The organism is Methylobacterium sp. W2 (assembly GCF_020662345.1).
Classification (GTDB): Bacteria; Pseudomonadota; Alphaproteobacteria; order Rhizobiales; family Beijerinckiaceae; genus Methylobacterium.
Map to the genome: position 1 here is coordinate 26,821 of NZ_VMOA01000006.1, position 23,250 is coordinate 50,070.

26 protein-coding genes are annotated in these 23,250 nt (G+C 69.4%); 10 read left to right on the top strand and 16 right to left on the bottom strand.

Annotated elements, in window-relative coordinates; translation table 11 throughout:
* Positions 1–25 precede the first annotated feature (25 nt).
* The 4 genes from FPV16_RS04755 (at position 26) to FPV16_RS04770 (ending at position 3,655) form a co-directional block, all read left to right on the top strand.
* Entirely contained in the window at positions 26–868 is an 843-nt protein-coding gene (locus tag FPV16_RS04755; RefSeq protein WP_227436538.1) for a shikimate dehydrogenase, read from the top strand.
* On the top strand, positions 865–1,470 hold the full coding sequence (coaE, locus tag FPV16_RS04760) for a dephospho-CoA kinase (RefSeq protein ID WP_227436540.1): 606 nt from the start codon (positions 865–867) through the stop codon (positions 1,468–1,470). The genes FPV16_RS04755 and coaE overlap by 4 nt, the downstream gene beginning before the upstream one ends.
* 34 nt (positions 1,471–1,504) lie before the next feature.
* Positions 1,505–2,230: a DNA polymerase III subunit epsilon gene (dnaQ, locus tag FPV16_RS04765; protein WP_227436542.1), complete on the top strand. Its 726-nt coding sequence runs from the start codon at positions 1,505–1,507 to the stop codon at positions 2,228–2,230.
* A gap of 180 nt (positions 2,231–2,410) precedes the next feature.
* A complete protein-coding gene (locus FPV16_RS04770) occupies positions 2,411–3,655 on the top strand; it encodes an alpha/beta hydrolase family esterase (RefSeq protein WP_227436545.1) in 1,245 nt (414 codons plus the stop codon).
* A gap of 13 nt (positions 3,656–3,668) precedes the next feature.
* Here the strand turns inward: FPV16_RS04770 and panC are convergent, their stop codons facing one another.
* The 9 genes from panC to FPV16_RS04815 all read right to left on the bottom strand — a co-directional run bounded on the left by panC (position 3,669) and on the right by FPV16_RS04815 (position 12,070).
* On the bottom strand, positions 3,669–4,532 hold the full coding sequence (gene panC, locus FPV16_RS04775) for a pantoate--beta-alanine ligase (RefSeq protein WP_227436547.1): 864 nt from the start codon (positions 4,530–4,532) through the stop codon (positions 3,669–3,671).
* Positions 4,533–4,708: 176 nt separating this feature from the next.
* Positions 4,709–5,110, bottom strand: coding sequence for a hypothetical protein (locus tag FPV16_RS04780; RefSeq protein ID WP_227436549.1), 402 nt, complete (start codon positions 5,108–5,110; stop codon positions 4,709–4,711).
* 111 nt (positions 5,111–5,221) lie between these two features.
* Positions 5,222–6,475: a hypothetical protein gene (locus tag FPV16_RS04785; protein ID WP_227436739.1), complete on the bottom strand. Its 1,254-nt coding sequence runs from the start codon at positions 6,473–6,475 to the stop codon at positions 5,222–5,224.
* A gap of 299 nt (positions 6,476–6,774) precedes the next feature.
* Entirely contained in the window at positions 6,775–7,686 is a 912-nt protein-coding gene (locus FPV16_RS04790; protein ID WP_227436551.1) for a tetratricopeptide repeat protein, read from the bottom strand.
* The gene (locus FPV16_RS04795; RefSeq protein WP_227436553.1) at positions 7,686–8,615 is read right to left on the bottom strand and encodes a vWA domain-containing protein; all 930 of its coding nucleotides are present in this window, start codon (positions 8,613–8,615) and stop codon (positions 7,686–7,688) included. The genes FPV16_RS04790 and FPV16_RS04795 overlap by 1 nt, the downstream gene beginning before the upstream one ends.
* On the bottom strand, positions 8,612–9,622 hold the full coding sequence (locus FPV16_RS04800) for a VWA domain-containing protein (protein ID WP_227436555.1): 1,011 nt from the start codon (positions 9,620–9,622) through the stop codon (positions 8,612–8,614). The genes FPV16_RS04795 and FPV16_RS04800 overlap by 4 nt, the downstream gene beginning before the upstream one ends.
* 4 nt (positions 9,623–9,626) lie before the next feature.
* Positions 9,627–10,094: a DUF4381 domain-containing protein gene (locus tag FPV16_RS04805; RefSeq protein ID WP_227436558.1), complete on the bottom strand. Its 468-nt coding sequence runs from the start codon at positions 10,092–10,094 to the stop codon at positions 9,627–9,629.
* 3 nt (positions 10,095–10,097) lie between these two features.
* Complete coding sequence (locus tag FPV16_RS04810; RefSeq protein ID WP_227436559.1) at positions 10,098–11,030, bottom strand: DUF58 domain-containing protein; 933 nt, start codon at positions 11,028–11,030, stop codon at positions 10,098–10,100.
* A gap of 26 nt (positions 11,031–11,056) precedes the next feature.
* On the bottom strand, positions 11,057–12,070 hold the full coding sequence (locus tag FPV16_RS04815; protein ID WP_227436561.1) for an AAA family ATPase: 1,014 nt from the start codon (positions 12,068–12,070) through the stop codon (positions 11,057–11,059).
* A gap of 419 nt (positions 12,071–12,489) precedes the next feature.
* Between FPV16_RS04815 and FPV16_RS04820 the strand changes: the two genes are divergently transcribed.
* From FPV16_RS04820 to FPV16_RS04830, 3 genes are all read left to right on the top strand, one after another.
* A complete protein-coding gene (locus tag FPV16_RS04820; protein WP_227436563.1) occupies positions 12,490–13,392 on the top strand; it encodes an alpha/beta fold hydrolase in 903 nt (300 codons plus the stop codon).
* Between the two features lie 48 nt (positions 13,393–13,440).
* A complete protein-coding gene (locus FPV16_RS04825) occupies positions 13,441–14,157 on the top strand; it encodes an MgtC/SapB family protein (RefSeq protein WP_227436565.1) in 717 nt (238 codons plus the stop codon).
* Between the two features lie 88 nt (positions 14,158–14,245).
* A complete protein-coding gene (locus FPV16_RS04830; protein ID WP_227436567.1) occupies positions 14,246–14,932 on the top strand; it encodes an SDR family NAD(P)-dependent oxidoreductase in 687 nt (228 codons plus the stop codon).
* A 4-nt stretch (positions 14,933–14,936) separates the two neighbouring features.
* Here FPV16_RS04830 and FPV16_RS04835 read toward each other — a convergent pair whose 3' ends face one another.
* Positions 14,937–15,269, bottom strand: coding sequence for a hypothetical protein (locus FPV16_RS04835; protein ID WP_227436569.1), 333 nt, complete (start codon positions 15,267–15,269; stop codon positions 14,937–14,939).
* Positions 15,270–15,559: 290 nt separating this feature from the next.
* Between FPV16_RS04835 and FPV16_RS04840 the strand changes: the two genes are divergently transcribed.
* Positions 15,560–16,462, top strand: coding sequence for an NlpC/P60 family protein (locus FPV16_RS04840; RefSeq protein WP_227436741.1), 903 nt, complete (start codon positions 15,560–15,562; stop codon positions 16,460–16,462).
* Here FPV16_RS04840 and FPV16_RS04845 read toward each other — a convergent pair.
* From FPV16_RS04845 to FPV16_RS04860, 4 genes are read right to left on the bottom strand one after another with little or no spacing between them, the layout of a single operon-like run.
* The gene (locus FPV16_RS04845) at positions 16,440–16,901 is read right to left on the bottom strand and encodes a low molecular weight phosphatase family protein (RefSeq protein WP_018045953.1); all 462 of its coding nucleotides are present in this window, start codon (positions 16,899–16,901) and stop codon (positions 16,440–16,442) included. The genes FPV16_RS04840 and FPV16_RS04845 overlap by 23 nt on opposite strands.
* 39 nt (positions 16,902–16,940) lie before the next feature.
* The gene (locus tag FPV16_RS04850; RefSeq protein WP_227436571.1) at positions 16,941–17,471 is read right to left on the bottom strand and encodes a UPF0262 family protein; all 531 of its coding nucleotides are present in this window, start codon (positions 17,469–17,471) and stop codon (positions 16,941–16,943) included.
* A gap of 7 nt (positions 17,472–17,478) precedes the next feature.
* Positions 17,479–18,774: a histidinol dehydrogenase gene (gene hisD / locus FPV16_RS04855; protein WP_227436573.1), complete on the bottom strand. Its 1,296-nt coding sequence runs from the start codon at positions 18,772–18,774 to the stop codon at positions 17,479–17,481.
* Positions 18,774–19,310, bottom strand: coding sequence for a DUF2948 family protein (locus tag FPV16_RS04860; RefSeq protein ID WP_227436575.1), 537 nt, complete (start codon positions 19,308–19,310; stop codon positions 18,774–18,776). Before FPV16_RS04860 ends, hisD begins: the two co-directional genes overlap by 1 nt.
* Before the next feature lie 216 nt (positions 19,311–19,526).
* Between FPV16_RS04860 and FPV16_RS04865 the strand changes: the two genes are divergently transcribed.
* Positions 19,527–19,898, top strand: a complete 372-nt coding sequence (locus FPV16_RS04865) for a hypothetical protein (RefSeq protein ID WP_227436577.1) — start codon at positions 19,527–19,529, stop codon at positions 19,896–19,898.
* Positions 19,899–19,943: 45 nt separating this feature from the next.
* On the opposite strand, the gene murA is transcribed toward FPV16_RS04865, so the two are convergent.
* Together murA and FPV16_RS04875 are read right to left on the bottom strand one after the other, a co-directional pair.
* Positions 19,944–21,233, bottom strand: coding sequence for a UDP-N-acetylglucosamine 1-carboxyvinyltransferase (murA, locus tag FPV16_RS04870; protein WP_227436579.1), 1,290 nt, complete (start codon positions 21,231–21,233; stop codon positions 19,944–19,946).
* A 138-nt stretch (positions 21,234–21,371) separates the two neighbouring features.
* Entirely contained in the window at positions 21,372–21,539 is a 168-nt protein-coding gene (locus tag FPV16_RS04875; RefSeq protein ID WP_227436581.1) for a hypothetical protein, read from the bottom strand.
* Positions 21,540–21,901: 362 nt separating this feature from the next.
* Between FPV16_RS04875 and hemA the strand changes: the two genes are divergently transcribed.
* A complete protein-coding gene (gene hemA / locus FPV16_RS04880) occupies positions 21,902–23,245 on the top strand; it encodes a 5-aminolevulinate synthase (RefSeq protein ID WP_227436583.1) in 1,344 nt (447 codons plus the stop codon).
* Positions 23,246–23,250 lie beyond the last annotated feature (5 nt).

Below are 23,250 nucleotides of genomic sequence, written 5' to 3' on the forward strand. Positions count from 1 at the left end.
CCCGAACGCCTCGCGAGACCCCTTCATGATCAAAGCCTTCGTCGTCGGTCATCCGATCGCCCATTCCCGGTCGCCGATGATCCACGGACATTGGCTCGCGACCCTCGGGCTCGACGGGTCCTACGAGCGGATCGACGTGGCGCCGGAGGATTTCGGAGCCTTCCTGCGCAACCTGAAAACCTCTGAATTCGCCGGCGGAAACGTCACCCTGCCGCACAAGGAAGCCGCCTTCGCCGGTACCGAGGTGCTGACGGAGGCCGCCCGGCGGATCGGCGCGGTCAACACGCTCTCCTTCGACGGGCAGGGCCGTCTCGTCGGCGACAACACCGACGCCGTCGGCTTCACCGCCCATCTCGACGAGACCCTCGGACCGGACTGGCTCGGCGCGGATACCGGTGACGTCGTGATCCTCGGGGCGGGGGGAGCGGCACGGGCCGTCGTCGCGGGTCTCCTCGACGGGCCGGCGACCCGTATCCTCGTGGCCAACCGCACCCGCTCACGGGCCGAGGCCATCGCGGAGCTCGACCCGGCCCGCGTCGAGGCCATCGCGTGGGACGGCCTCGACGCCGCTCTCGGTCGCGCGCGGCTTCTCATCAACACCACCTCCCTCGGCATGACCGGCAAGCCGCCCCTCGACATCACCCTCGATCGCCTACGGGCTGAATGTGCCGTCGCCGATATCGTCTACTCGCCCCTGGAGACGCCGCTTCTCGCCGCGGCCGCGGTGCGAGGGCATCGTGTGGTCGACGGGCTCGGCATGCTGCTGCACCAGGCCGTACCGGGGTTCGAGCGCTGGTTCGGAACCCGTCCCGTGGTGACGTCGGAACTGCGTGCCCTCATCGTCGCCGATCTGGTGGCGAAGCGATGACCCGGCCCTTCATCCTCGGCCTCACCGGCTCCATCGGCATGGGGAAATCGACCACGGCCTCCCTATTCGCCCGGCGCGGCATCCCGATCCACGACGCGGATGCGGCGGTGCGGCGCCTCTACGCGACGGGGGGCGCGGGTGCTCGCCTCATCGCCGACCTGTTTCCCGATGCCATCGCGCAGGATGACTCCGTCGACCGTGCGCGCCTGCGCGACCATGTGCTCGGCCAGCCCGAATCCCTTGCCCGGCTCGAGGCCGCGATCCATCCCCTCGTCCGGGCGGAGGAGCAAAGCTTCCTCGACGAGCATGCCGACGCATCCCTGGTGATCCTCGACATCCCCCTCCTGTTCGAGACCGGCGGGGAGGCAAGATGCGATGCGGTTCTGGTGGTGACGGCGGATCCCGAGGTTCAGCGGCAGCGTGTGCTCGCACGTCCCGGCATGTCCGAGGCGACGCTTGCCGCCATCCTCGCCAAGCAGATGCCCGATGCCGAGAAACGCGCCCGCGCCGACGTCCTCATCGATACCGGGCTTGGCCTTGCTGACGCCGAAAATCAGGTCGACGCTCTCATTGAACGTCTCGCCGGCTTAGGGCCGGTCTGACCGATCGCTTCGTATCCCTCGATTGGACCGCACCATGCTCCGTGAGATCGTCCTCGACACCGAGACCACCGGAACGGACGCCAAGAACGGGGATCGGCTGATCGAGATCGGCTGCGTCGAGCTGATCAACCACATCCAGACGGGGGTGACCTTCCACCGCTACGTCAACCCGACGCGACCCGTCTCGCAGGGCGCCTTCGCCGTCCACGGTCTGTCCGACGCGTTCCTTTCCGACAAACCGGTCTTCTCGGCGATCGTCGCGGATTTCGTCGCCTTCTGCGGCGATTCCCCCCTCGTAATCCACAACGCGCCCTTCGATGTGGGCTTCCTCAATATGGAATTCGCCCGGCTCGGCGAAGGCGGGCCGCCGCAGATCGACCTGGGCGCCGTGGTCGACACGTTGCAGATGGCGCGGCGCAAGCATACCGGCGCCTCCAACAGCCTCGACGCGCTCTGCGTCCGCTACGGGATCGATACGACGCGGCGCACCAAACACGGGGCGCTCCTCGATGCCCAGATCCTGGCCGAGGTCTATATCGAACTGCTCGGCGGCAAGCAGACGAGCCTGGGCCTTGCCATGGTCGAGACTACGGAGCCGGCCCGGATCATCGCCTCGGGCGACGGACCCATCGCCGCGGAACCGCGCCGATTGCGCAACCGTTTGAACACCTTGGAAGTTAATGAGCACGCGGCGTTCGTCGCCACCCTCGGTTCCAGCCCAATCTGGCGCGACTACGTCAGCGAGAACGATGGTGAGTGAAACCCGTTAGGTGCAATGCAATAAAAGACATATTGCATTGCAACAGAACCAGCCTACATCTTTGCACATCGAGTCGGCGCGGAGGCGAATCAAGCCCATCGTCGATGCGGGATCTCTGTGTATCCAGCATCGATCGGATCCGTCGTCCGCTCTCCCAAAACCCAAGAAAGCGATCATGCGATGGCTGATCACCCGAACCGGACGCGTATGGACGATCTCGTCGAAGCGACCAAACTGACGGGGGCAGGGCGACTGCAGGAAGCTGTCGATCTTATCCAACGCGGCCTCTTCGGTCGGTCCGGCGCCGAGACTTCGGGCCAGATGGTGCAAGTCGGGGGCGGCGAGCCCGCAAAGCCCGGCCATCCGACGGCCGGGTCGATGACGGAAGGCCTGCAGGAGCATTTGCGCGAGGCCATCGACCAGGTCGTGCGGAAGTTCGGGCTGTCGTCGCCATCCGGGCAGGCGGGTCAGGGCGTGGTCGCGCCGGGATCGGTGCCGTCGGGATTCTCCGGGTTCGATCCCACCAACCTGTTCCGGGATGGCAACGTCCCGGCTTCTCCCGCAGGCGAGGGGACCTTCACCGAGCATGCGTTCGCCAGCGATGCGGGCGCACGCGACTACAAGCTCTACGTTCCGAGCAGGACGGTCGCCGAGCCTCCCCTCCTCGTCATGCTCCACGGCTGTACCCAGTCGCCGGACGATTTCGCGGCCGGAACCGGCATGAACCGTCTCGCCGAGACGGAGGGATTCCTCGTCGTCTATCCCGCCCAGAGCATGAGGGCTCACGGCCAGCGTTGCTGGAACTGGTACCAGCCCGGCGACCAGGGACGCGGGTCCGGCGAGGCCGAGATCATCGCGGGTCTCACCCGCGCGGTGATGAGCGAATACAAGGTCGATACGCGCAGGGTGTATATTGCAGGCCTCTCAGCCGGTGGCGCTGCCGCCGCCAACATCGCTTTGGCCTATCCCGACCTCTATGCCGCCGTCGGCGTGCATTCGGGTCTCGCCGCCGGTTGCGCCGGGGACATCTCCACGGCGCTGACGACCATGCGTCTCGGGCCGTCGGGATCCGTGGTGATCCCGCCGGCGGAGACCGCGCGGGTGCCGACCATCATGGTCCATGGCGAAAGTGACGGCACCGTCCATCCGCGCAACGGCGATCACGTTCTCATCCAGGCCGGCGTCGAGGCCCTGCAGCCGTCCGTCTCGGATGGGACCGGCCCCGGCGGCTTGGCCTATCTCCGCACGCGCTATGCCGATGCCTCCGATCGCGTGGTGGTGGAAAGCTGGGTCGTGCGCGGCCTCGGCCATTCCTGGTCGGGCGGTGACCCGGCGGGCAGCTACACCGATGCGCGTGGCCCGGATGCGTCACGGGCGATGGTCGACTTCTTCATGGCTCACCGCCTGGACCGGCCGCGCCACTGACTCCACAGTCCCGTCAGACGGCGACGTTGTCGATGAGCCGCGTCGAGCCGAGATAGGCGGCGACCAGGATTCGGGTCGGTCCCGTGGCGTGCTCCACCGGGGCCAGCGTGTCGGCCTCGCACACGCTGAGATACTGGATTGTGCTGAACCCGGCCTCGATCAGGCGATCGGTCGAGGCGGAGACGAGCGGTGAGGCGGCGTTCCCCGCTCTCAGCCCTTCGGCGATGCGCACCAGCTCGCGGTGGAGCAGGGGGGCGATCCGTCGTTCGTCCGCATCGAGGTAGCGGTTGCGCGAGGAGAGGGCGAGCCCGTCCTCCTCCCGCAGGGTCGGCACGCCGCCGATGGTGACGGGGATGTCGAGGTCACGGACCGCGCGGCGGATGACCTGCAATTGCTGGAAATCCTTCTCGCCGAACAGGGCGGTATCGGGCTGGACCTGATTGACGAGCTTCGTCACCACCGTGGCGACGCCGGAGAAATGGCCCGGCCGAAAGGCGCCGCACAATCCCTCGCTGATGCCCGCCACCGCGAGGCTGGTGGAGAAATCCGCCGGGTACATCGTCTCCACGGTGGGAAGATACGCGGCATCGACGCCCGCCTCCGACAGGAGCGCGAGATCGGCCTCGGTGTCGCGCGGATAGCGCGAGAAATCCTCGCTCGGCCCGAACTGCGTCGGGTTGACGAAGATGCTGACGACGACCCGCTCTCCGAGTTCCCGCGCCCGGCTCACGAGGGAGAGGTGGCCCTGGTGCAGGGCACCCATGGTGGGCACGAGGACGACACGGTCGCCCGCCGCCTTCCAGGCGCGGATGCAGGCCCGCATGGGGGCCACGGCGTCGAACCGGGCCGGGGTGACGGGCGAGGCTTGGCTGCTCATCGGGACTCTTCGGCAGGGCTCTGAGAGTGTCTCTCACAAAACTCCCGACTACGGTCGGTTCTCCTCGGAGCACGACGGCGCAGCGGGAGTTTTGTGAGAGACACTAAGGGACGTCGGATCGTCCCTCGACTATCCCAACTCGGCGCCGGAAGGCCAGACGCCGCGGGCGGCCGAGGTCAGTTGCAATAGGGCAGCAACGACCGGCCGAACGGATCGTCGACACCCAGCGCCGGCTTGAACCCGTAATAACTCGGCTTTCCGAGCCCGTAGGCGGAACCGACATAGCTCGGATCGTCCGGCGCGTCGGTGGGGATGGGCACGCTTCTCGGGATGCAGGCGACCCGCCGGGGTCTCGCACGCTCCCGTCGCGGCGCGCCGTCCTCGTCCGCGCGCGGAAAGTAACGCGGCGGCGGCTCGGCCCCCGGGACAGGGCGGTTGGCCTCCACGCCGTAGGGGGTGGACCAGCGCTCCCGCGCATCGGCGGCCTGGGCCGGGCCGCACCAGACGGACGCGACGAGACCTGCTGCGATCAGCACCCTTGCGGCATGGCCCCTGACTGTCTCGCGCCCTCGGCTCATGTCATTCCGCTGCGTGCTCCCGTCGCCGGGAGCCCTGTCCATGGACGTTCACCACCCAACTCATCGTCCGTGGACGAGGCTCAACGTTCTCAGAACAGGGTGAACGAAAGGTTACCGTCGCAAAGCCCGGCCATCGAGATCCGCCAGGCGGGTGACAGGCTCGGTGGAAGGCCTGTCGATCTTGACCGGCTTCGACAGGTTGCCGGCTAACAGAGTCAGATCCGGTGTCGTTTCCTCGGCTCGGCCATAGAGCGACGCGTCGAGGGCGGCCAGAGCCTCGGCGATGGCGGGGGTGGAGCGCCAATGCCGTACGAGTTCGGGCTCGCGCTCGAAGACCGGGCCGAGGGCGGCGCGGAAACCCGGTCCGTCGCCCGCCTCCGCGTCTCGTGCGAGCTCGCGCCGTGTCGCACTATCGAGGCGCAACCGGCGCGAACCTCTCGGAACGCCAAAGCCGATGAGGGCAAGGCCGAACCCGAAGGCGCTCAGAGCCGCTGCCGCCACCAGCATCGGCGAGGCCGGAGCGACGGGCTTGGCGTCCTCATCCCGGTCGGGCAGGCCTCCGCCGATCTGGCGGGCCGGAATTTCCGCCTCGCGCAGGGTCCGCGAGACGGTGTCGAACCAGGGGATGGAGATCGCATCGAGCGGGACGATCTCGGTGACGGCAGGGCGGACATCCCATTGATAGGTGGCCCGCGCCACCGGCCCCGTCGGCGTGATGATGGTCTCACGGGTCACGGGGCCGGCGAAGGTGAGGATGCCGCGCGTGCGCATGACCGGGCGCGGCGGCAGCCCTTCGGCCACCAGCCCCTGCGCCTCCAGGGTGACGATGCGCCGCGTGGTCTCGCCGATCTTCACCGTTTCGGGGTCGGGATTCCACGAATCGGTGATCGTCACGTCCCGTGCCGGCAGCCACCACGGCTCCTTCACATCGGGGCCGCCGACCCCCTTCGTCCAGGTGGCCACCGGCAGGGAGACGGGCACGGAGGGAACGTCCACCACCTTGCGGGTGCCACCATCGTTGATGGTGAGGCGGTGGATGAACGGCTCGATGGTGAAATCGCCCGGATGGTGCGGGAAGATCGCGATGGTGCGGTCGAAGGCCACCGCCACCTGTCCGTCCGGCAGGCGGGTCTTCGACCAGGTGTCGCGGCCGAGCTGAGTCCAGCTGAAATTCGCCAGCGACGGCTGCACCACTTCCTCCAGCAGGATCGCCTGCCGGTAGACGCCGCGAATGTGGAGCAGCACCATCTCCCGCGAAAACGGCGCCGCATTGCCGTTGAGCTCCGGAGTCACCGTCAGGGTGAGGTCGCCGGGGGAGATTTCGGCATGGGCCGGACCGGCGAGGAGCAAGAACGCGCCGAGCAGGAGGATGCCGCGCCGGGCGTATTCCCTCCCCGCTTTGCGGGCTGGAAGCTCATGATTGGACAGCGTGAGACGTTCCCCTCTCCCCGCTCGCGGGGAGAGGGCCGCGACGACCCCGTCGTCGGCGCGGCGAGGCGGCAGCCGAGGGTGAGGGGGCTTGTCCGAAAGAGACTCCTTCGGACAAGCCCCCTCACCCTCGCTCCGGCGTTCGCCTCCGCTTACCGAAGGCACGACGAGGTGCCTTCGGTCCTCTCCCCGCGAGCGGGGAGAGGGGAAATACACCGGCATCTCTCCGTTAAAGCTCACCATGGGTTGCTTCCCGCCGGGACCGCCGTGCCCGCCTCTACACGCACCGCCTGTTCGGCTTTCAGGCGCAGCTTGAGATACCGGCCCGGATCGTCGGGCAGGGTCTGGAGCCAGAGCCGGTCGGGCCGGATCTCGTGGGCCTCGAAGCTCTTCGTCACGCGCCGCACCTCCCGCTCCGGGGCGGCGGCGACCATGGCGGAACCGGCGCCTGTCCGGCCGCGACCGGCCGCGTCGCTGGCCGAGCCCCTCGCTTCACCTTTGCCGGAATCCACCGATTGCTGCTCGGCCTTGCCGCGCCGCGCCACCTTGCTGTTGCCTGGCGTCGAGGAGGAGGTGCCCCCTTCCTTGTTGCCGGCCAGTCCCTCACCGACGGAGGAGGCCTTCATGTCGTCGTTCGGGTCCTGGTTCGAAGTCTTGTTGTAGCGCGAGCCCACCGTCGCCGTGGCGTTGGCGAGGCCGCCGCCCTTGCCCGGATCGCCCGGGCCCTCGGCCACGAGGCGCGCGACGAGGGAGCGGTTGGCCTGCGCATCCGCATCGCGCGGGTTGTATTGCAGGGCGACGTCGTAGGCGTCGATGGCGCCCTGGTAATCGCCCGACCGCGCCAGGGCGTTGGCGAGATTGTAGGCGTTGCGCCGGCCGCCGTTCCGGAAGATCGCGATGGCCTCTTCGTAGCGTCCCGCCTCGTAGAGCGCCGGCCCGCGCCAAGCCGGATCGGCGAGGATCACGGCGGCGGCACCCGGCAGGCCGAGGCCCATCAGGCTGCGGCCGAGCGTCGTGCGCGGCTCGGAGACCATGGTGAGGCCGAGAATGCCGGCCCCGGCCAGGGTCACGCCGGCGATCCTCGCCCAGCCGGTCCAATGCCGGGGGAGAGAAAGACGATCGGACAAGGAGAGACGCGCCGTGCTCATCAGGCGCTCCTGCGGAACAGGACGAGGGCGGGAAACAGGGCGAGCAGGATCAGCCAGCGTCCGAGATCGGCGAAGGCGAGCACGGTATAGCCGCCCGCCGCCAGATGCTGGGCCGTGCTGGCGCCGACGATGTCGAGGAGGGCGGCGGGCCTGTCGAGATCGACGGTGACACCGTCGCCCGCGCCGGTCACGCGGTCGAGGGCCGCCCGGTCGGGCTTGGGCGAACCGTCCGGCAGGGACTTGGTGGCCGGCACGAACACCGCGTGGAGATGCCAGCCCTTGGTCCGGATCGCGGTGGCTTCCCGTATGGCCGCATCGCCGATCCCGTCGCCATCGGTGACGAGGACCACGTCCCCGGCGATGACGCCCGCTTCCTCCAGGGTCCGGCGCGCGATGGCGAGGCCGCGCTCGGGATGGGTGCCGCGATCGGGTACGGTGTCGCCGTCGAGGGCGAAGAGGACGAGGCTGAGGGCGTCGCGGTCCGTGGTCGGCGGGGCGGCGAGATAGGCGTCGCCGGCATAGACCACCACGGCGACGCTGCGGGTCCCCGCCGCCTGGGCCACGCTGTCGGCGATCTGGCGGACCTCCTTGAGGTGGCCGCCCTCGGCGACGGAGCGCGAGAGGTCGACGACGACGACCGTCGCATCGAGGTTGCGGAAGGTCGCCGCGTCGGGACGCTCGATGGCCGGTCCGGTCAGAGCGACGGCGATGATCCCGGCCGCGATGGCGGCGGCGAGGTTGGCCTGGCGCCGCCCGCCGAGGACGGCCCCCCGCGTCTCGAGGAAGGCCATCAGGCCGGGATCGACGGCCTTTGCCCAATCGCCCATCGGGGCCGAGCGCCAGGCCGAGCGCAGGGCGAGGACGAGGATGACGGGAATCGCCAGGAGCCACCAGGGCCGCAGGATGGCGAAGGACAGGAGGGCGCTCACGCCGTGCGCCTCGCCAGCAGGCCCGCCGCGCAGAGGAGAGCGAGCCCGGCCGGCCACGGCCAGAGGTCCTGGCGCAGGGGCACCGGGGGAGCCTTGGCACGGCCTCCTTCGATGGCGTCGATGGAATCGGCCATGGCGATGAGGTCGTCCGTGGTCTTCACCCGGAAGAAGGTACCGCCGGTGGAAGCCGAGATCTCGCGCAGGGTTTCGGCATCGACGACATCCTGCTCGCCGTCGGCATTGGACATGTCGCGGGGGCCGAGGGCGATGGTGTGGACCTTGACGCCGAGTTCCTTGGCCAAGGCCGCCACGTCGCGCGGCGTGGTCTGGCCGGCATTGTTGGCGCCGTCCGTCATCAGCACCACCACCTTCGATGTCGCCTGCGGTGCGTCGGGCGCCTCGCCGGAGGTCGCCGGCACCAGCCGCTTGAGGGCGAGGCCGAGACCGTCGCCGATGCCGGTGGAGCGCCCGACCAATCCGATCGTCGCCTCGTCGAGGGCACGCGCCACGGTATGGGTGTCGAAGCTCGGGCTCGCGGCCACGTAGGATTCGTTGGCGAAGATCACGAGGCCGATCCGGTCCCCGGCCCGGCGGCGGATGAAGTCGGTGCCCACCCGCTTCACGGCGGTGAGCCGCGTCACGGTCTCGCCGTCGATGGCGAAGTCCCGACGCTCCATGCTGCCGGACAGGTCCATCACCAGCATGATCTCACGGCCCGAGGCCGGAAGCGCGGTGGCGGGCAGGACGAGGCGGGGGCCGGCGAGAGTCGCCACCAGGGCGACCCACAGGGTCCAGATCAGGAGCGAGCGGCCGCGTCCGCGTGCCGCCACGCTGTCGCCGCGGCCCGTTCCCGCCACCAGGGAGGCGGGAACGCGCAGGGCGCCGCTCGATCCCATCCGCTCGGGCGGCAGCAGCCGGGCCGCGAGAAAGGGCAGCGGCAGGAGCAGCAGCGCCAGGGGCGCGGCGAGATCGAAGGCCGAGAGGAAGGCGGTGAACCAGGCTGGCATCGGGTCAGGCCCTGATCCGCGCGAAGAGACGGCCGAGTTCGGAATCGATCGCCTCGACGTCGGCCGGGGAGGAGCGCCGGTACAGGCCCTCCGTCACGACCCTGCCGGCGCCCTTGCTGAAGAGGTCCGTGGCGAAGAGGCGGTCGAGGGTGGCGGTCCAGTCTTTCCCGTGGGTCGAGGCGGCCTCGTCGCCGGCCAGCGTCCGGGTGAGGCGCCGCAGCAGGCGGGCCTGCGCGACGAGGCGCGCCTCCGGGGGAAGTGCCCGCGTCTCGGACAGAGCGCGCAGGGCCGAGGCCCGCACCGAGGCCCTCGACCGTGCCCGCATCAGCCTGACGAGGCCGACGAGGAGGGCCGCGACGAAACCCAGCGCGATGGCCAGCACCACCTCGCCCTGCGCGCCGCTGGCCGCATCGGCCGGCAGGTGCAGGCCGCGCAGCTGGGCGAGATCGGTGGGGGAAGCGAGCGGGTTCACGCGCTACAGCACCGCATCGAGGCGTTCCATCAGCGGGGCATAAGCTTCGGGGCCGGCCTCGGCGTCGAGGCGCAACCCCTCGATACCGCGCCGTGCATAGGCGATGAGCCGGTCGTCGGGCGCGCCGTCCGCCATGGCGGCGGAGCGCCCGACCTGGACCGTGCCGCGCTGTCCGTCCGGCGTGGAGAACGGAAAGAACCCCGCCGGCTTCCGGCGCTCGAACGCGTCGCTGACGAGGACGAGGCGGATCGACAGGCGCTCGGCCAGAACGGTGAGGAGATGGTCGAACTCGGGCCCCGGTGCGTCGAGGGCGCTGCCGATGACGAGATGGCCGCCGGACGGAAGCAGACTCGCCGCCACCGTGAGGCTGCGGTCGAGGGGAGGGTCCATCCTGTCCGGGGCGGCGAGCGCCTGGGCGTGGGCCATGGCAAGGGCCCCCGTCACCGCCGTCATCGCCCGCTCGCCGCCGCCGGGACGGACCACCACCGGCTCGCCGGAGGAGGCCGCCACGAGGCCGACCCGGCCGCTATCGCCGACGATGCGCCAGCCCAGCAGCACCAGGGCTTCGGCCGCCGCCACCGAGCGCAGGGCGCGGCGCGTGCCGAACAGCATGGAGGGGCGGAAATCCGCCAGCAGCACCACGGCGCGGTCGCGCTCGTCATGGTGGGTCCGGACGTGGAGGATGCCGGTGCGGGCGGTGGCGTTGCGGTCGATATGGCGGCGGTCGTCGCCCTCGGACCAGAGCCGCACGTCGTCGGGCTCCGAGCCGCGCCCGCGTCGCCGCGTGACGATGCCGCCGGGCAGTCCAGCCAGGGTGCGGGTGGCCGGGGAGACGCCCCGGCGGGCGAGGTGGCGCAGGCCCATCAGGGCCTCGCCCGAGAGATGGATACTGGGGCCGTGCACGGAGCCCGTGGTCGGGCCGGGGGGAGACGCCATGGCTGTGCTACCCGACCATTCCGCCTTCAGAGCGCCCGGACCCGCTGGACGAGGCCCTTGATGATGCCCCGTGCGGTCTGTCCCTCGGCGGCGGCGCGCCAGGTGAGACCGATCCGGTGCGCCAGGGCGTCGGCGGCGAGATCCGAGATATCCTCCGGGATCACGTGGTCGCGGCCGCGCAGATAGGCTCGCGCCTTGCCGGCCAGCATGAGCGCCAGCGTCCCGCGCGGGGAGGCCGGATGCTCGATCGAGGCGCGGAGATCCGGGGCGGCCTTGTCGGTGCGGGTGCCGGCCACGAGCCGCACCAGATAGTCCTTGAGGGCCGACGAGACGTGGACGTTGAGGGCCGCCGCGCGCGCGGCGCGGATCTCCGCCACGGTGAGCTTCACCGCCATCGCCTCGGCATGGTGGTTCAACTCGCCCTCGACGAGGTCGAGGATGCGGCGCTCGGAGGCTTCGTCGGGCATCTCCACCACCACGTGGAGGAGGAAGCGGTCGAGCTGGGCTTCCGGCAGGGGGAAGGTGCCCGCATGCTCGATGGGGTTCTGGGTCGCCACGACCATGAACGGGTCGGGCAGCACATGGGTGTGTCCGGCGACGGTGATCTGGCCCTCGGCCATGGATTCGAGCAGCGCCGACTGGACCTTGGGCGGGGCGCGGTTCACCTCGTCGACAAGGATCAGCGAATGGAACAGCGGGCCGGGCAGGAACTCGAAGTCGCCGGCATCCTGGCGCCAGACGGTGGTGCCGGTGAGATCGGCCGGCATCAGGTCGGGCGTGCACTGGATGCGGGCGAAACTGCCGTCGAGCCCGTCCGACAGGCGCTTGACCGCACGGGTCTTGGCGAGGCCGGGCGCGCCCTCGATGAGGAGATGGCCACCGGTGAGAAGCCCGATGAGCAGGCGCTCCACCAGGGTCTCCGCGCCGATGAGCCCATGGCTCAGCCCATCGCGAAGGGCGAAGATGCGGGCGCGCAAGGCTTCGTCGGCGGCCTGCGGTGGCAGGGCGGCGGGACGCGTGGCCAATGTCGCATCACTCATGAGCGGGTCATGATCGTGGCAGGGCCGGCGTACAGCACCATGCGCGTCTCCTCGGGCGGATTCTTAAGAGATCCCTATGTCGATCGGGTGTGCCTGCTGCGCAGCACCGGCGTCAATCCCGTGGGACGTTTCCCGTGAAACACGAGGGTGAGATCGGGCAGAATGCCCGACCACCGGGATTTCATGAAGTCGAATGCATGCAGAGCGGATTTCTCCGCCGGTCCAGGGATTTTCGGGCGGATTTCGGCGTTATGTCGCATCCCGTGCGACGTCGGTGGAAACCCGGGGCCGGCCTCCCGGTTTCCGTCCTCACCAAGTGTCTCTCACAAAACTCCCGCTGCACTGTCGTGCTCGAAGCGAGAGCCGACCGTGATCGGGAGTTTTGTGAGGCACGCTAAGCGGGCAGACTGGAGCAGACCATGAGCACGGACCTCTTCCCCGGCTTCAGCGCGGATTGGATCGACATCCCGGAGGGCCGGTTCTTCGCCCGCAGCGGCGGCCCGGAGGATGCGCCTCCCCTGATCCTGCTGCACGGTTTTCCGCAGACCCATGCCTGCTGGCACCGGATCGCGCCGGCTTTGGCCGAGACCCATCGCGTGGTCTGCCTCGATCTGAAGGGATACGGCTGGTCGGAGGCACCTAAGGGCGACGCCCGCCACGACGTCTATTCCAAGCGCCGCATGGGGCGGGACGTGGTGGCGATCATGGAGCGTCTCGGCCATGTCCGCTTCGGTTTCGTGGGTCACGATCGCGGGGCGCGGGTGGGCTACCGCCTCGCCCTCGACGAGCCGGGCCGGATCGAGCGCCTCGCCCTCCTCGATATCCTGCCCACCCTCGTCCAGTGGGAGCGGATCGAAGCCGATCCCGACGTGTCGTCGCATTGGGCATCCCTGGCCCGGCCGGCCCCCGGTCCGGAGGAGGAGATCGGCCGCGATCCGGTCGCCTATTTCGAGGGCCTCCTCCGGCAATGGAGCAACGCCCGGAACCTCGACCCCTTCGCCCCGGAGGCCTTGCGCCTCTACCGCGACAACTGGACCGTGCCCGAGCGCATTCACGCCTTCTGCGAGGATTACCGGGCCGGTGCGACCCGCGACCGCGAGGCGGATCTCGACGACCTCGCGGCGGGCAAGACCTTATCCTGCCGGACCCTGATCCTCACCGGGGACGGTTATCTCGACCATTCGCACGAGACCCCCCTGGCGGCCTGGCAGCGCACCTTCGCGCCGAAGGCCGAGGCCGTGGACATCACCTCCGGGCATTTCCTGGCGGAGGAGAACCCGGCCGAGACCCTGAAAGCCCTGCGGGCCTTTCTCGAGGGCTGACGCGCGAAGCGTCACCGTTTCGTCATGGGCGGGCGACATGCAGCGCCCATGACCGCGCTCCTCGCCTCGCCGCTCCCCGAATTCGTCAATTCCGCCATCAGCCTCGTCGTCGCGTTCGTCCTCGGCACGATGATCGGGGCCGAGCGGCAATATCGCCAGCGCACGGCGGGCCTGCGCACCAACGTGCTGGTGGCGGTGGGCGCGGCGGCCTTCGTCGATCTCGGCATGCGCCTCGAAGGAACGCGCGGCGCGGTGAGCACGGTCGCCTACGTCATTTCGGGCGTCGGTTTCCTCGGGGCCGGCGTCATCATGAAGGAGGGCATGAACGTGCGCGGCCTCAACACCGCCGCCACCCTCTGGTGCTCGGCGGCGGTGGGGGCCTTCGCCGGGGCGGACTTCCCCCTGGAGGCCTGTTTCGTCACGGCGGCGGTCCTGTCCGGCAACACATTGCTGCGGCCCCTCGTCAACGCCATCAACCGCGTCCCCATCGATGAGAGCCAGACCGAGGCCACCTACGAAGTGCAGATCACGGTGCAGGCCGAGCATGCCGGCCCCGCCCGCGACCTCCTCGTGGAGCGGCTCGAGGCGGCGCATTACCCGGTCGGCGGCACCGAGGTGGTGGAGCGCGGCGAGGAGACGGTGGAGGTGGTGGCGACCCTGGTGGCGACGGCGGTGGATTCCGCCGAACTCGACGCGGTGGTGGCCGGGCTGGAGCGCGACGGGCGGATCAGCCATGCCACCTGGTCGGTCCAGACCGCCGATTGAGCGCATCCGCCGCCATTGTCGCCGTGAGGAAAAGACCAACCTAGACCGGTGAGGCCGGGCTCGCCCCCGGCGGCGGAGAGCCCTCATCATGACCGGAACACGCAGGAACGCATTGATCGTCGGGGCCTCGCGGGGCCTGGGCCTCGGATTGGTGGAGACGTTCCTCCAGCGCGGCTGGGCCGTCACCGCCACGCAGCGCTCGCCCTCCGGCGGATTGGCGGCTTTAGCCTCCGATGCGCTCAGCATCGAGACCGCCGATATCGACGACGACGGGGCGGTAGCCGCCCTCCACGACCGGCTCGTCCACCAGCGCTACGACTTGATCTTCGTGGTAGCCGGCGTGGCGACCCAGGCCCACGACCCGGCCCATCAGGTCCCGCGCGACGTCGCCGCGCAGGTCTATCTCACCAACGCCATCAGCCCGATCCGCTTCGCCGAACTGTTCCGCGACCGGCTGGCCGACAACGGCCTCATTGCCTTCATGAGCTCCGTCCTCGGCAGCGTCTCCCTCAACGACAGCGGCGGATGGGAGACCTACCGCGCGAGCAAGGCGGCGTTGAACACGCTGGCGATCAGCTTCGAGATCCGCCACCGCGACGAGGGGTTCGGCGTCGCTCTCCTCCATCCCGGCTGGGTCCGCACGGAGATGGGCGGCGAGGATGCGGATGTCGACGTGGGAACGAGCGTCGCCGGTCTGGCCGACGTCATCGAGGGCCGCCTCGGCAAAACCGGCATCGCCTATCTCGACTATACCGGTGCGACCTTGGCCTGGTAGGCGCTCAGCGCCGTCCGTCGAGGGGGCGGCCGCGCCGTTCCACCACCACCGGCGGGCGGGTGCGGCGCTCGACGATGACGGTGCGCGGCGCCCGGCTCGGGCTGCCGGCGGTGAGGATGCGCTCGGAGACCCGCTCGGGCTTCGGTTTCTCGGCAGCGAGCACGTGCGGGCGCATCTCGTCGAGGGGAAGTCCGATCAGGCCGGCGGCGATCTCGACCTGCTGTTCGAGATCGTCGGCGAGATCCTGCGCCGCGGCGATCGCCTCGGGGATCGTCGGCGGTTCGCGCCGGACACGGATCGGCGGCAGATCCTGGAAGGATTTCGGCGTCTTCTTCACGACTCGGCCCGCGCTCCACACCAACCGAGGATAGCGCGACGGCAGCGGGAGTGCATTGCACCATTTTGACGACACACCCACGCGTTCCGCGCATTCCGCCTCAGACCGCCGGATTTTCCCGCAGATACGGCGAGAGATGCCCTGTCTGCTTCCGCACGGGCGGCGGATTGCCCAGGGAACGAGCATATCGTCGTGTCGATATGTCGCATCCATGAGGCGACGGCGAAGCTGTTCCGTGCGCCGTTGCATGCGGCCATGCTGCCGCCGATACTGGCCCGATCATGTTTCCCATCACCGATCTCACCGATGCCAGGCTGGTCCCGGCCCGCCCCGATCTGGCCGACATCCGACTGCAGGGCCGTGTCGGGGCCGCCCGCTACGTCGCCGGGCGAAGCGGCCGCCTCGTCGCCGCCTCGGCCCCGTTGCGGCGCAGGCCGAGCCCGGATGCGGGGATCGAGACCGAGGCGGTGATGGGCGACCCCGTCACCCTCTACGACACGGGCGAGGGCTTCGCCTTCGTGCAGCTCGTGACCGACGGCTATGTCGGCTACCTGCCGGAGACCGCTCTCGCCCTGGAGACTCCGGCTCCGAGCCACCGGGTGACGGCCCTGCGCACGTTCCTCTATCCGGCCGCCAACATGAAGCGGCCGCCGCTGGGCCATGTGAGCCTCGGCGCCGGGCTCGGCATCACCGGGCGGGAGGGCGATTTCCTGCGCCTCGCCGACGATGCGCATGTCTTTCACGATGGTGCCTTTGCCGGCGGCGCCTACGTCTTCGCCGATCATTGCGCGCCTGCCGGCATCGTGGAGCCCGATCCTGCCGCCACCGCCGAGCGTCTCGTGGGGACGCCCTATCTTTGGGGCGGGCGCACCAGCCTCGGGCTCGATTGCTCGGGCCTCGTCCAGCTCTGCCTCGCCCTTGCGGGCATCCCGTCTCCCCGCGACGCGGACCAGCAGGAGGCGGCCCTCGGCACGGCGCTGCCCACGCGCCTCGACGGCTTGGCTCGGGGCGACCTCGTGTTCTGGCGCGGCCATGTGGGGATGATGCTGGACGAGACCCGCCTCATCCACGCCAACGGCCACCACATGGCGGTGGCGGTGGAGCCCCTGGCGGTGGCGGTGGAGCGCATCGCCGAGAAGAGCTACGGCGCGGTGACGTCGATCCGGCGGATCACGCCTTCAGCCGGGTCTTGATGCGGGTGATCAGCCCGTCCCTGACGTCGCGATAGGCGTCGAGGCGCTGCTCACGGGAGGCTTCCTGCATAAGCGTCGGGTCCGGTGTCGGCCAGTATTCCACATCGACGGCGTTGGTGCGGGTGACTTCCAGGGCCGCATGGTGAGCCTCGGGCGACAGGGTGATGATGAGGTCGAAGTTCAGTCCCTCCCATTCCTCCAGTTCGAGGAGGGTCCGGGGCCGGTGCTTCGAGGCGTTGATGCCGATCTCGTCGAGAGCCGCCACCATGAACGGGTCGGCCGGCTCGCCGGAGCGGACGCCCGCCGACTGGACATAGGTGGACTTGCCGAAATAGTGGCGCGCCACCGCCTCCGCCGCGAGGGACCGCACGGCGTTGAAGTTGCACATGAACAGCACCGACTGCACGCGCGTCTTCTTCGGGCCGGCCTCTTCCGCCATCCGGTGACTGCCTCGGGCTTCAAACGACGGGGAGGGCGCTTACGCCTTCCAGTGCAAGGCGAAGACCAAGGTGAACAGACGCCGGGCGGTGTCGTGGTCGAGATCGACCTTGCCTTCGAGCCGCTGTCGCAGAAGCTCGGAGGCTTCGTTGTGCAGGCCGCGCCGTCCCATGTCGATCGCTTCGATCTGGGTGGGCGAGGCGGTCTTGATCGCGTTGTAGTAGCTCTCGCAGATCATCTCGTAGTCGCGGATCACCCGGCGGAACGGGGTCAGTGACAGCAGGTGCGTCATCACCGGCTCGCCGTCCTCGCGGCGGATCGCGAAGGCGAGCTTGTTCTCCACGAGACCGAGGGTGAGGGCGTAGGGGCCCTCGCGTCCGGGAATCGAGAAGTGGTTCTCTTCCAGGATGTCGAAGATCGCGATGGCGCGCTCGTGTTCCTGGTCCGGGTTGCCCCGGCCGATGGAATCCTCGTCGAAGGTCACCGCCGCGAGGCGGTGGATGGACGACGATGCCCCTGCCGATCGTCCCGTTTCCGGTTGTTGCGTTTCAGATTGGTCTGGGCCTGCCATCGTCCCCTCACAGATTCAGGCGGATCGCCACGGAGCGGGCGTGGCCGTCGAGGCCCTCCGACTGTCCGAGGGCGATGGCTGCCGGCCCCAGGACCCTCAGCGCCGCGGGATCGCAGCGCAGGATCGTCGTCCGCTTCATGAAGTCGAGCACGCCGAGGCCCGACGAGAACCGGGCCGAGCGGGCGGTGGGCAGGACGTGGTTGGGGCCACCCACATAATCGCCGATGGCTTCCGGCGTATGGCTGCCGAGGAAGATCGCGCCGGCATTGCGGACCTTGGCGGCCAGGGCCTCCGGGTCGGCGGTCTCGATCTCCAGGTGCTCGGGGGCGAGGCGGTCCACCAGGGGGACGGCCTCGTCGAAATCGCGGACGCGGACGATCGCCCCGTAATCGCGCCAGCTCGCCCGGGCGATGTCGGCCCGGGGCAGGGTGGCGAGAGCCCGCTCGACGGCGCTCTCCACGGCGTCGGCGAGGTCGGACGAATCGGTGATGAGGATCGACTGGGCGGCCACATCGTGCTCGGCCTGGGCGAGGAGATCGGCGGCGACCCAATCGGGGTTGGCGTGGCCGTCGGCGAGGATCAGCACCTCGGAGGGGCCGGCGATCATGTCGATCCCGACCTGCCCGAAGACTCGGCGCTTGGCCGCCGCCACCCAGGCATTGCCCGGCCCGACGATCTTGGCCACGGGGGCGATGGTCCCGGTGCCGTAGGCGAGCGCCGCCACGGCCTGAGCGCCGCCGACCCGGTAGATCTCGCTGACGCCGGCGAGGTCGGCGGCGGCGAGAACCAGGGGGTTCATCTGCCCCTCCGGCATCGGCACCACCATGACGACCCGCGGCACCCCCGCGACGCGGGCGGGAATGGCGTTCATCAGGACGGAGGAGGGGTAGCTCGCGGTTCCGCCGGGCACGTAGAGGCCGACCGATTCGAGCGCCGTCCAGCGCCAGCCCGAGGTCACGCCGAGATCGTCGGTGGCCATGTGGTCGGCCGGCACCTGGCCACGATGGAAGGCCTCGATGCGGGTCGCGGCGAGGCGGAGGGCGTCGAGGGCCTCGGCCGGACAGGCGGCGATGGCGACCCGCACCTCATCGGGCGTCACCCGCAGGGTCGCGGCGGAAAAGTCCTCGCCGAGCCGGTCGAAGCGGCGGGTGTAGTCCACCAGGGCGGCGTCGCCGCCGGAGATCACGCCGGCGATGATCCCGCGCACGGTCTCGTCCACATCCTCGGAGATCTCGCGCTTGACGCTGAGAAGACCGGTGAAAGCGGCGGCGAAATCGGCGTCGCGGCTGTCGAGGCGCACCATCAGGCAGAATCTTTCACGACATTGTCCTTGGCGGAGTCCTTGGCGGAAGGAGCCTCATCCGCATGGCCCTGGAACGCTTGACCCTGGATCGCGGCGCGGCCGGCTTCCGCCGCCTCGTGGTCGGGGCGGCCTTCCACCTCCCAGACCGGACCGAGATCCTTCAGCCGCGCCTCGATGCATTCTACATCGAGCTGGATCGCCGCTTTGCCCGCAAAGACCAGGGTCACGGTGCCGGAGGGGTCCGCCTTCGGCTCGAAGGTGACGGCCAGCAGGTTGAGGGGCTCGTCGGAGGTGGAGCCGGGCGTGATGCCGCGGGCGCGCACGGCCATGACCCGCTCGAAATGCAGGCCGGTGAGGCGCCGGCGCGGGGCCTCGGCATCCGGCGTCGACCAGTCGAAACGCCGCCCCACCAGCACGAAGCGGTGCGACGACGCGAGATAGGCGAGATCCTGCGGGCGCAGGACCGCATCCTGGAGATGAGCCGAGAGGATGGCGAGATCCTCCGCGTCGAGGGCAGCGAGCTTGAGAAGCTCCATGTCGGGTTCGCAGCTGGCCGGACACCGCCGGATCGGGCGCCGGGTGTGGAAGTGGGTCGGTCGTAGGTAGCGAGGCGGCCGCCCTGCGGCAACCGCGCGGCCGGGAACAATTGCAGGGTGCCGGCGATACGGGCCGCTTGCGGCGGCGACCTCAGACGGCGTTCATGCAGACAAGGTTAGTCTTTCGCCGCATTCTCGATTGGGACATCCCTCGCCATGATTCTCGGACCCGTACGCCGCATCGCCTTCGCCGCCCTGACCGCCCTGGCGGCGACGACGGCCCTCGGCTTGGGGCAGTCCCAGGCACAAGTCCAGTTCCGGATCGACGAGGGCTACGACAGGTCGCCCTATGGCCGTTCGCCCTACGGCGACGACCGGGGACGGGGCTACGATCGCTACGATGGCTATGCCCGGCCCTACGAGGATGGCGAGCGCCGGCCCCTGCCGCCGCGATACGGACGCCAGCGCATGGGCAGCGTCTGCGTCACCTCACGCGGCAATTGTCCCGCCTATCCGAGCCCGATCCAGTCGCCCTGCCGCTGCGACATCCCGGGCTTCGGTCCCAAGCGCGGCAACGTGCTGGAATAGGGCCGTCGTCCGGGAGGCGCGGGCCGCCTCCCGGGTCGGACAGGGTCAGGACCGGACCCGGCTGATCTCGGCGCCGCAGCGGCCGAGCTTGGCCTCCAGCGCCTCGAAGCCGCGGTCGAGATGGTAGACCCGGTTGATGCTGGTCTCGCCCTCGGCGGCGAGGCCGGCGATGACGAGGGAGACCGAGGCGCGCAGATCCGTGGCCATGACCGGGGCGCCCTTGAGGCGCTCCACCCCGTCGACGATGGCGAGATCGCCTTCGAGCCGGATCTTGGCGCCGAGGCGCGCGAGCTCCTGCACGTGCATGAAGCGATTCTCGAAGATGGTCTCGCGGATGTGCGACTGGCCCTTGGCCAGGGTCATCAGCGCCATGAACTGCGCCTGCAGGTCGGTGGGGAAGCCGGGGAACGGGTCGGTGGTCACGTCCACCGCCACGATGCCGCCGCCGTTGCGCCGGATGCGGATCGTGTCGGCGGTGGAGGTGATGTCGGCGCCGGTGGTCTTCAGCACGTCGAGCGCGCTGTGCAGGAGGTCGGCGCGGGTGTTCTCCAGGGTCACGTCACCGCCCACCATGGCGGCGGCCATGGCGTAGGTGCCGGTCTCGATCCGGTCCGGCAGGACGGTGTGGCGGGCACCGTTCAGGCGCGAGACACCCTCGATGGTGATGCGCGGGGTGCCGGCACCCGAAATCCTGGCGCCCATCTTGATGAGGCAGTCCGCGAGATCGACCACTTCCGGCTCGCGGGCGGCATTCTCGATCAGGGTCGAGCCGTTGGCGAGCGACGCCGCCATCAGCGCCACGTGGGTGCCGCCCACCGTGACCTTGGGGAAGTGGATCTCGCCGCCGCGCAGGCCGTTCTTGGCCTTTGCCACCACGTAGCCGCCATCGATCTCGACGGTGGCGCCGAGGCGCTCCAGGGCCATCAGCATGAGGTCGATGGGGCGGGTGCCGATGGCGCAGCCGCCGGGCATCGAGACGCGGGCCTCGCCGAACCGCGCGAGCAGCGGCGCGATCACCCAGAAACTCGCCCGCATGGTGGAAACGAGTTCGTAGGGCGCGGTGGTGTCGATGACGTTGGAGGCGGTGAGCCGGATGGTCTGGCCGGTCTCCGTCGTATCACCCGGGCGCTTGCCCACCACCATGTGGTCGACGCCGTGATTGCCGAGGATGCGCAGCAGGGCATGGATGTCGGCGAGGCGCGGCACGTTCATGAGTTCGAGGGATTCCCCCGTCATCAGGCTCGCGATCATCAGGGGCAGGGCCGCGTTCTTGGCGCCCGAGATCGGGATGACGCCGTGGAGCGGCTTTCCGCCGATGATGTTGATCCGGTCCATCGTCGTCCTTCGCGCGGCGTCCTGCCCCTTCCCGTGACGGGAGGGCGGCGCCGACCTGGTTCTGCAATCGGTGGCGGTGCGCTCGCGGCACGGCCTTATCGAGCCGCCTATACGTGAGTTTTGTCCGAAAAAGGATCGTCAGCCGTCGCCGTCGCGATCCGGCTTCGCGTCCGATCGTTCGCCGGCATCGCCGGTTTCCGCCGCGGCGCTGGCCTGCCCGCGGACCCGCGTCTGGGCCTTGCGGCGCTTCAGGTTGTCTCGCAGGGCCGCCTTCAGCCGCTCGTTGCGCGTGGCGTCGTTCTTCATGGCGATCACTCTACCATGGCGATCACTGCGCGACCCATCGTCGCCACGGCGAAATACCGACTTTGCCACCCCGTCTCAACAGGCGCAGAGCTGGAATGCAGGAGTCGACTTGAACCAATTCCAAGTTCGCCTGTATCGTCGGGGCCGTGGCGTCGAAATCAGCACCGTCTGATTCCTTCCGCGCCATGCGAAGCGAGATCGTTGCGCCAGCGGGACTTGACGGTGGGAAAGACCCGCAGCGGAGAGTTTGGTGCTTCGGAACAAGCCCTTTGTAACGATGCTGCTGCTGAATGCAGACGAGCGGATGCCGGAGCCGTGCAAGAGCGGCGCTGCCATGCGGTCGGCCCTAGCCTGAAGGACGGATGCCCGTGAATCGGATGCCCGCGATGACGATGATCAGCGACACGACGACGCCCCGCGATTCCTCCAGCCAGGGATCGTCCACCCGCGCGTCGTTCGGACAGGGCCGGACCGATTACGAGAGCTATTTCCGCAAGGCGGTGGACCGTCTGCACGACGAGCGCCGCTACCGGGTGTTCGCCGATATCGAGCGGATCGCCGGGCGCTTCCCCACGGCCAACTGGCGCCGTCCGGACGGCAGCACCCGCGAGATCACCGTCTGGTGCTCCAACGACTATCTCGGCATGGGCCAGCACCCGGACGTGGTCTCGGCCATGACCAAGACCGCCGCCCGCTGCGGCGTCGGCGCCGGCGGCACCCGCAACATCGCCGGCAACAATTCGCCGCTGGTGGACCTGGAGCGCGAACTCGCCGATCTGCACGGCAAGGAGGCGGGCCTCGTCTTCACCTCGGGCTACGTCTCGAACCAGGCCGGCATTTCCACCATCGCCAAGCTGATCCCGAACTGTCTGATCCTGTCGGATGCGTTCAACCACAATTCGATGATCGAGGGCGTGCGCCATTCGGGCTGCGAGAAGCGCATCTTCCGCCACAACGATCTCGCCCATCTCGAAGAACTGCTGATCGCGGCCGGCGACCGTCCGAAGCTGATCGCCTTCGAGAGCGTCTATTCCATGGACGGCGACGTCTCCGAGATCGGCGCGATCTGCGATCTCGCCGACAAGTACGGCGCCATGACCTATCTCGACGAGGTCCATGCGGTGGGCCTCTACGGCGAACGCGGCGGCGGCATCGCCGAGCGCGACGGGGTGATGCACCGGGTCGACGTGATCGAGGGGACGCTCGCCAAGGGCTTCGGCTGCGTCGGCGGCTACATCACCGCCTCCACGGTCCTGTGCGACGCCGTGCGCAGCCATGCGCCGGGCTTCATCTTCACCACCGCCCTGCCGCCGGCCATCGCGGCGGCGGCCCGCGCCTCGGTGCGCTACCTCAAGCGCTCGCAAGTCGAGCGGACGGCGCATCAGCGCCAGGCCGCCCTCACCAAGGTGGCGCTGGAAGAGGCGGGCTTGCCGGTACTTCCCACCGAGACCCATATCGTGCCGGTGATGGTGGGCGATGCCGAATTGTGCAAGGCGGCGGCCGACCACCTCCTCGAGCAGCACGGCATCTACATCCAGCCGATCAACTACCCCACGGTACCGCGCGGCACGGAACGCCTGCGGATCACGCCCTCGCCGTTCCACGACGCGGCCCGCATCGCCAAGCTGACGGCGGCCCTCACCGAGACCTGGGACACCCTGGACCTGCCCCGCGCCGGCACGGTGTTCGTCGAGGCGGCGGAATAGGGGCG

Coding starts and splice junctions, on each gene's coding strand:
- FPV16_RS04800 (WP_227436555.1), bottom strand. CDS start 9,622: ATGCCAGCCTGGTTCACCGCCTTCCTCTCGGCCTTCGATCTCGCCGCG.
- FPV16_RS04780 (WP_227436549.1), bottom strand. CDS start 5,110: ATGAGCCGAGGGCGCGAGACAGTCAGGGGCCATGCCGCAAGGGTGCTG.
- FPV16_RS04815 (WP_227436561.1), bottom strand. CDS start 12,070: ATGAGTGATGCGACATTGGCCACGCGTCCCGCCGCCCTGCCACCGCAG.
- FPV16_RS04810 (WP_227436559.1), bottom strand. CDS start 11,030: ATGGCGTCTCCCCCCGGCCCGACCACGGGCTCCGTGCACGGCCCCAGT.
- FPV16_RS04755 (WP_227436538.1), top strand. CDS start 26: ATGATCAAAGCCTTCGTCGTCGGTCATCCGATCGCCCATTCCCGGTCG.
- FPV16_RS04850 (WP_227436571.1), bottom strand. CDS start 17,471: ATGGCAGGCCCAGACCAATCTGAAACGCAACAACCGGAAACGGGACGA.
- hemA (WP_227436583.1), top strand. CDS start 21,902: ATGCCCGTGAATCGGATGCCCGCGATGACGATGATCAGCGACACGACG.
- FPV16_RS04875 (WP_227436581.1), bottom strand. CDS start 21,539: ATGAAGAACGACGCCACGCGCAACGAGCGGCTGAAGGCGGCCCTGCGA.
- murA (WP_227436579.1), bottom strand. CDS start 21,233: ATGGACCGGATCAACATCATCGGCGGAAAGCCGCTCCACGGCGTCATC.
- FPV16_RS04845 (WP_018045953.1), bottom strand. CDS start 16,901: ATGGCGGAAGAGGCCGGCCCGAAGAAGACGCGCGTGCAGTCGGTGCTG.
- FPV16_RS04790 (WP_227436551.1), bottom strand. CDS start 7,686: ATGAGCACGGCGCGTCTCTCCTTGTCCGATCGTCTTTCTCTCCCCCGG.
- hisD (WP_227436573.1), bottom strand. CDS start 18,774: ATGGTGCGCCTCGACAGCCGCGACGCCGATTTCGCCGCCGCTTTCACC.
- FPV16_RS04770 (WP_227436545.1), top strand. CDS start 2,411: ATGGCTGATCACCCGAACCGGACGCGTATGGACGATCTCGTCGAAGCG.
- FPV16_RS04865 (WP_227436577.1), top strand. CDS start 19,527: ATGATTCTCGGACCCGTACGCCGCATCGCCTTCGCCGCCCTGACCGCC.
- panC (WP_227436547.1), bottom strand. CDS start 4,532: ATGAGCAGCCAAGCCTCGCCCGTCACCCCGGCCCGGTTCGACGCCGTG.
- FPV16_RS04830 (WP_227436567.1), top strand. CDS start 14,246: ATGACCGGAACACGCAGGAACGCATTGATCGTCGGGGCCTCGCGGGGC.
- coaE (WP_227436540.1), top strand. CDS start 865: ATGACCCGGCCCTTCATCCTCGGCCTCACCGGCTCCATCGGCATGGGG.
- FPV16_RS04860 (WP_227436575.1), bottom strand. CDS start 19,310: ATGGAGCTTCTCAAGCTCGCTGCCCTCGACGCGGAGGATCTCGCCATC.
- FPV16_RS04820 (WP_227436563.1), top strand. CDS start 12,490: ATGAGCACGGACCTCTTCCCCGGCTTCAGCGCGGATTGGATCGACATC.
- FPV16_RS04825 (WP_227436565.1), top strand. CDS start 13,441: ATGACCGCGCTCCTCGCCTCGCCGCTCCCCGAATTCGTCAATTCCGCC.
- dnaQ (WP_227436542.1), top strand. CDS start 1,505: ATGCTCCGTGAGATCGTCCTCGACACCGAGACCACCGGAACGGACGCC.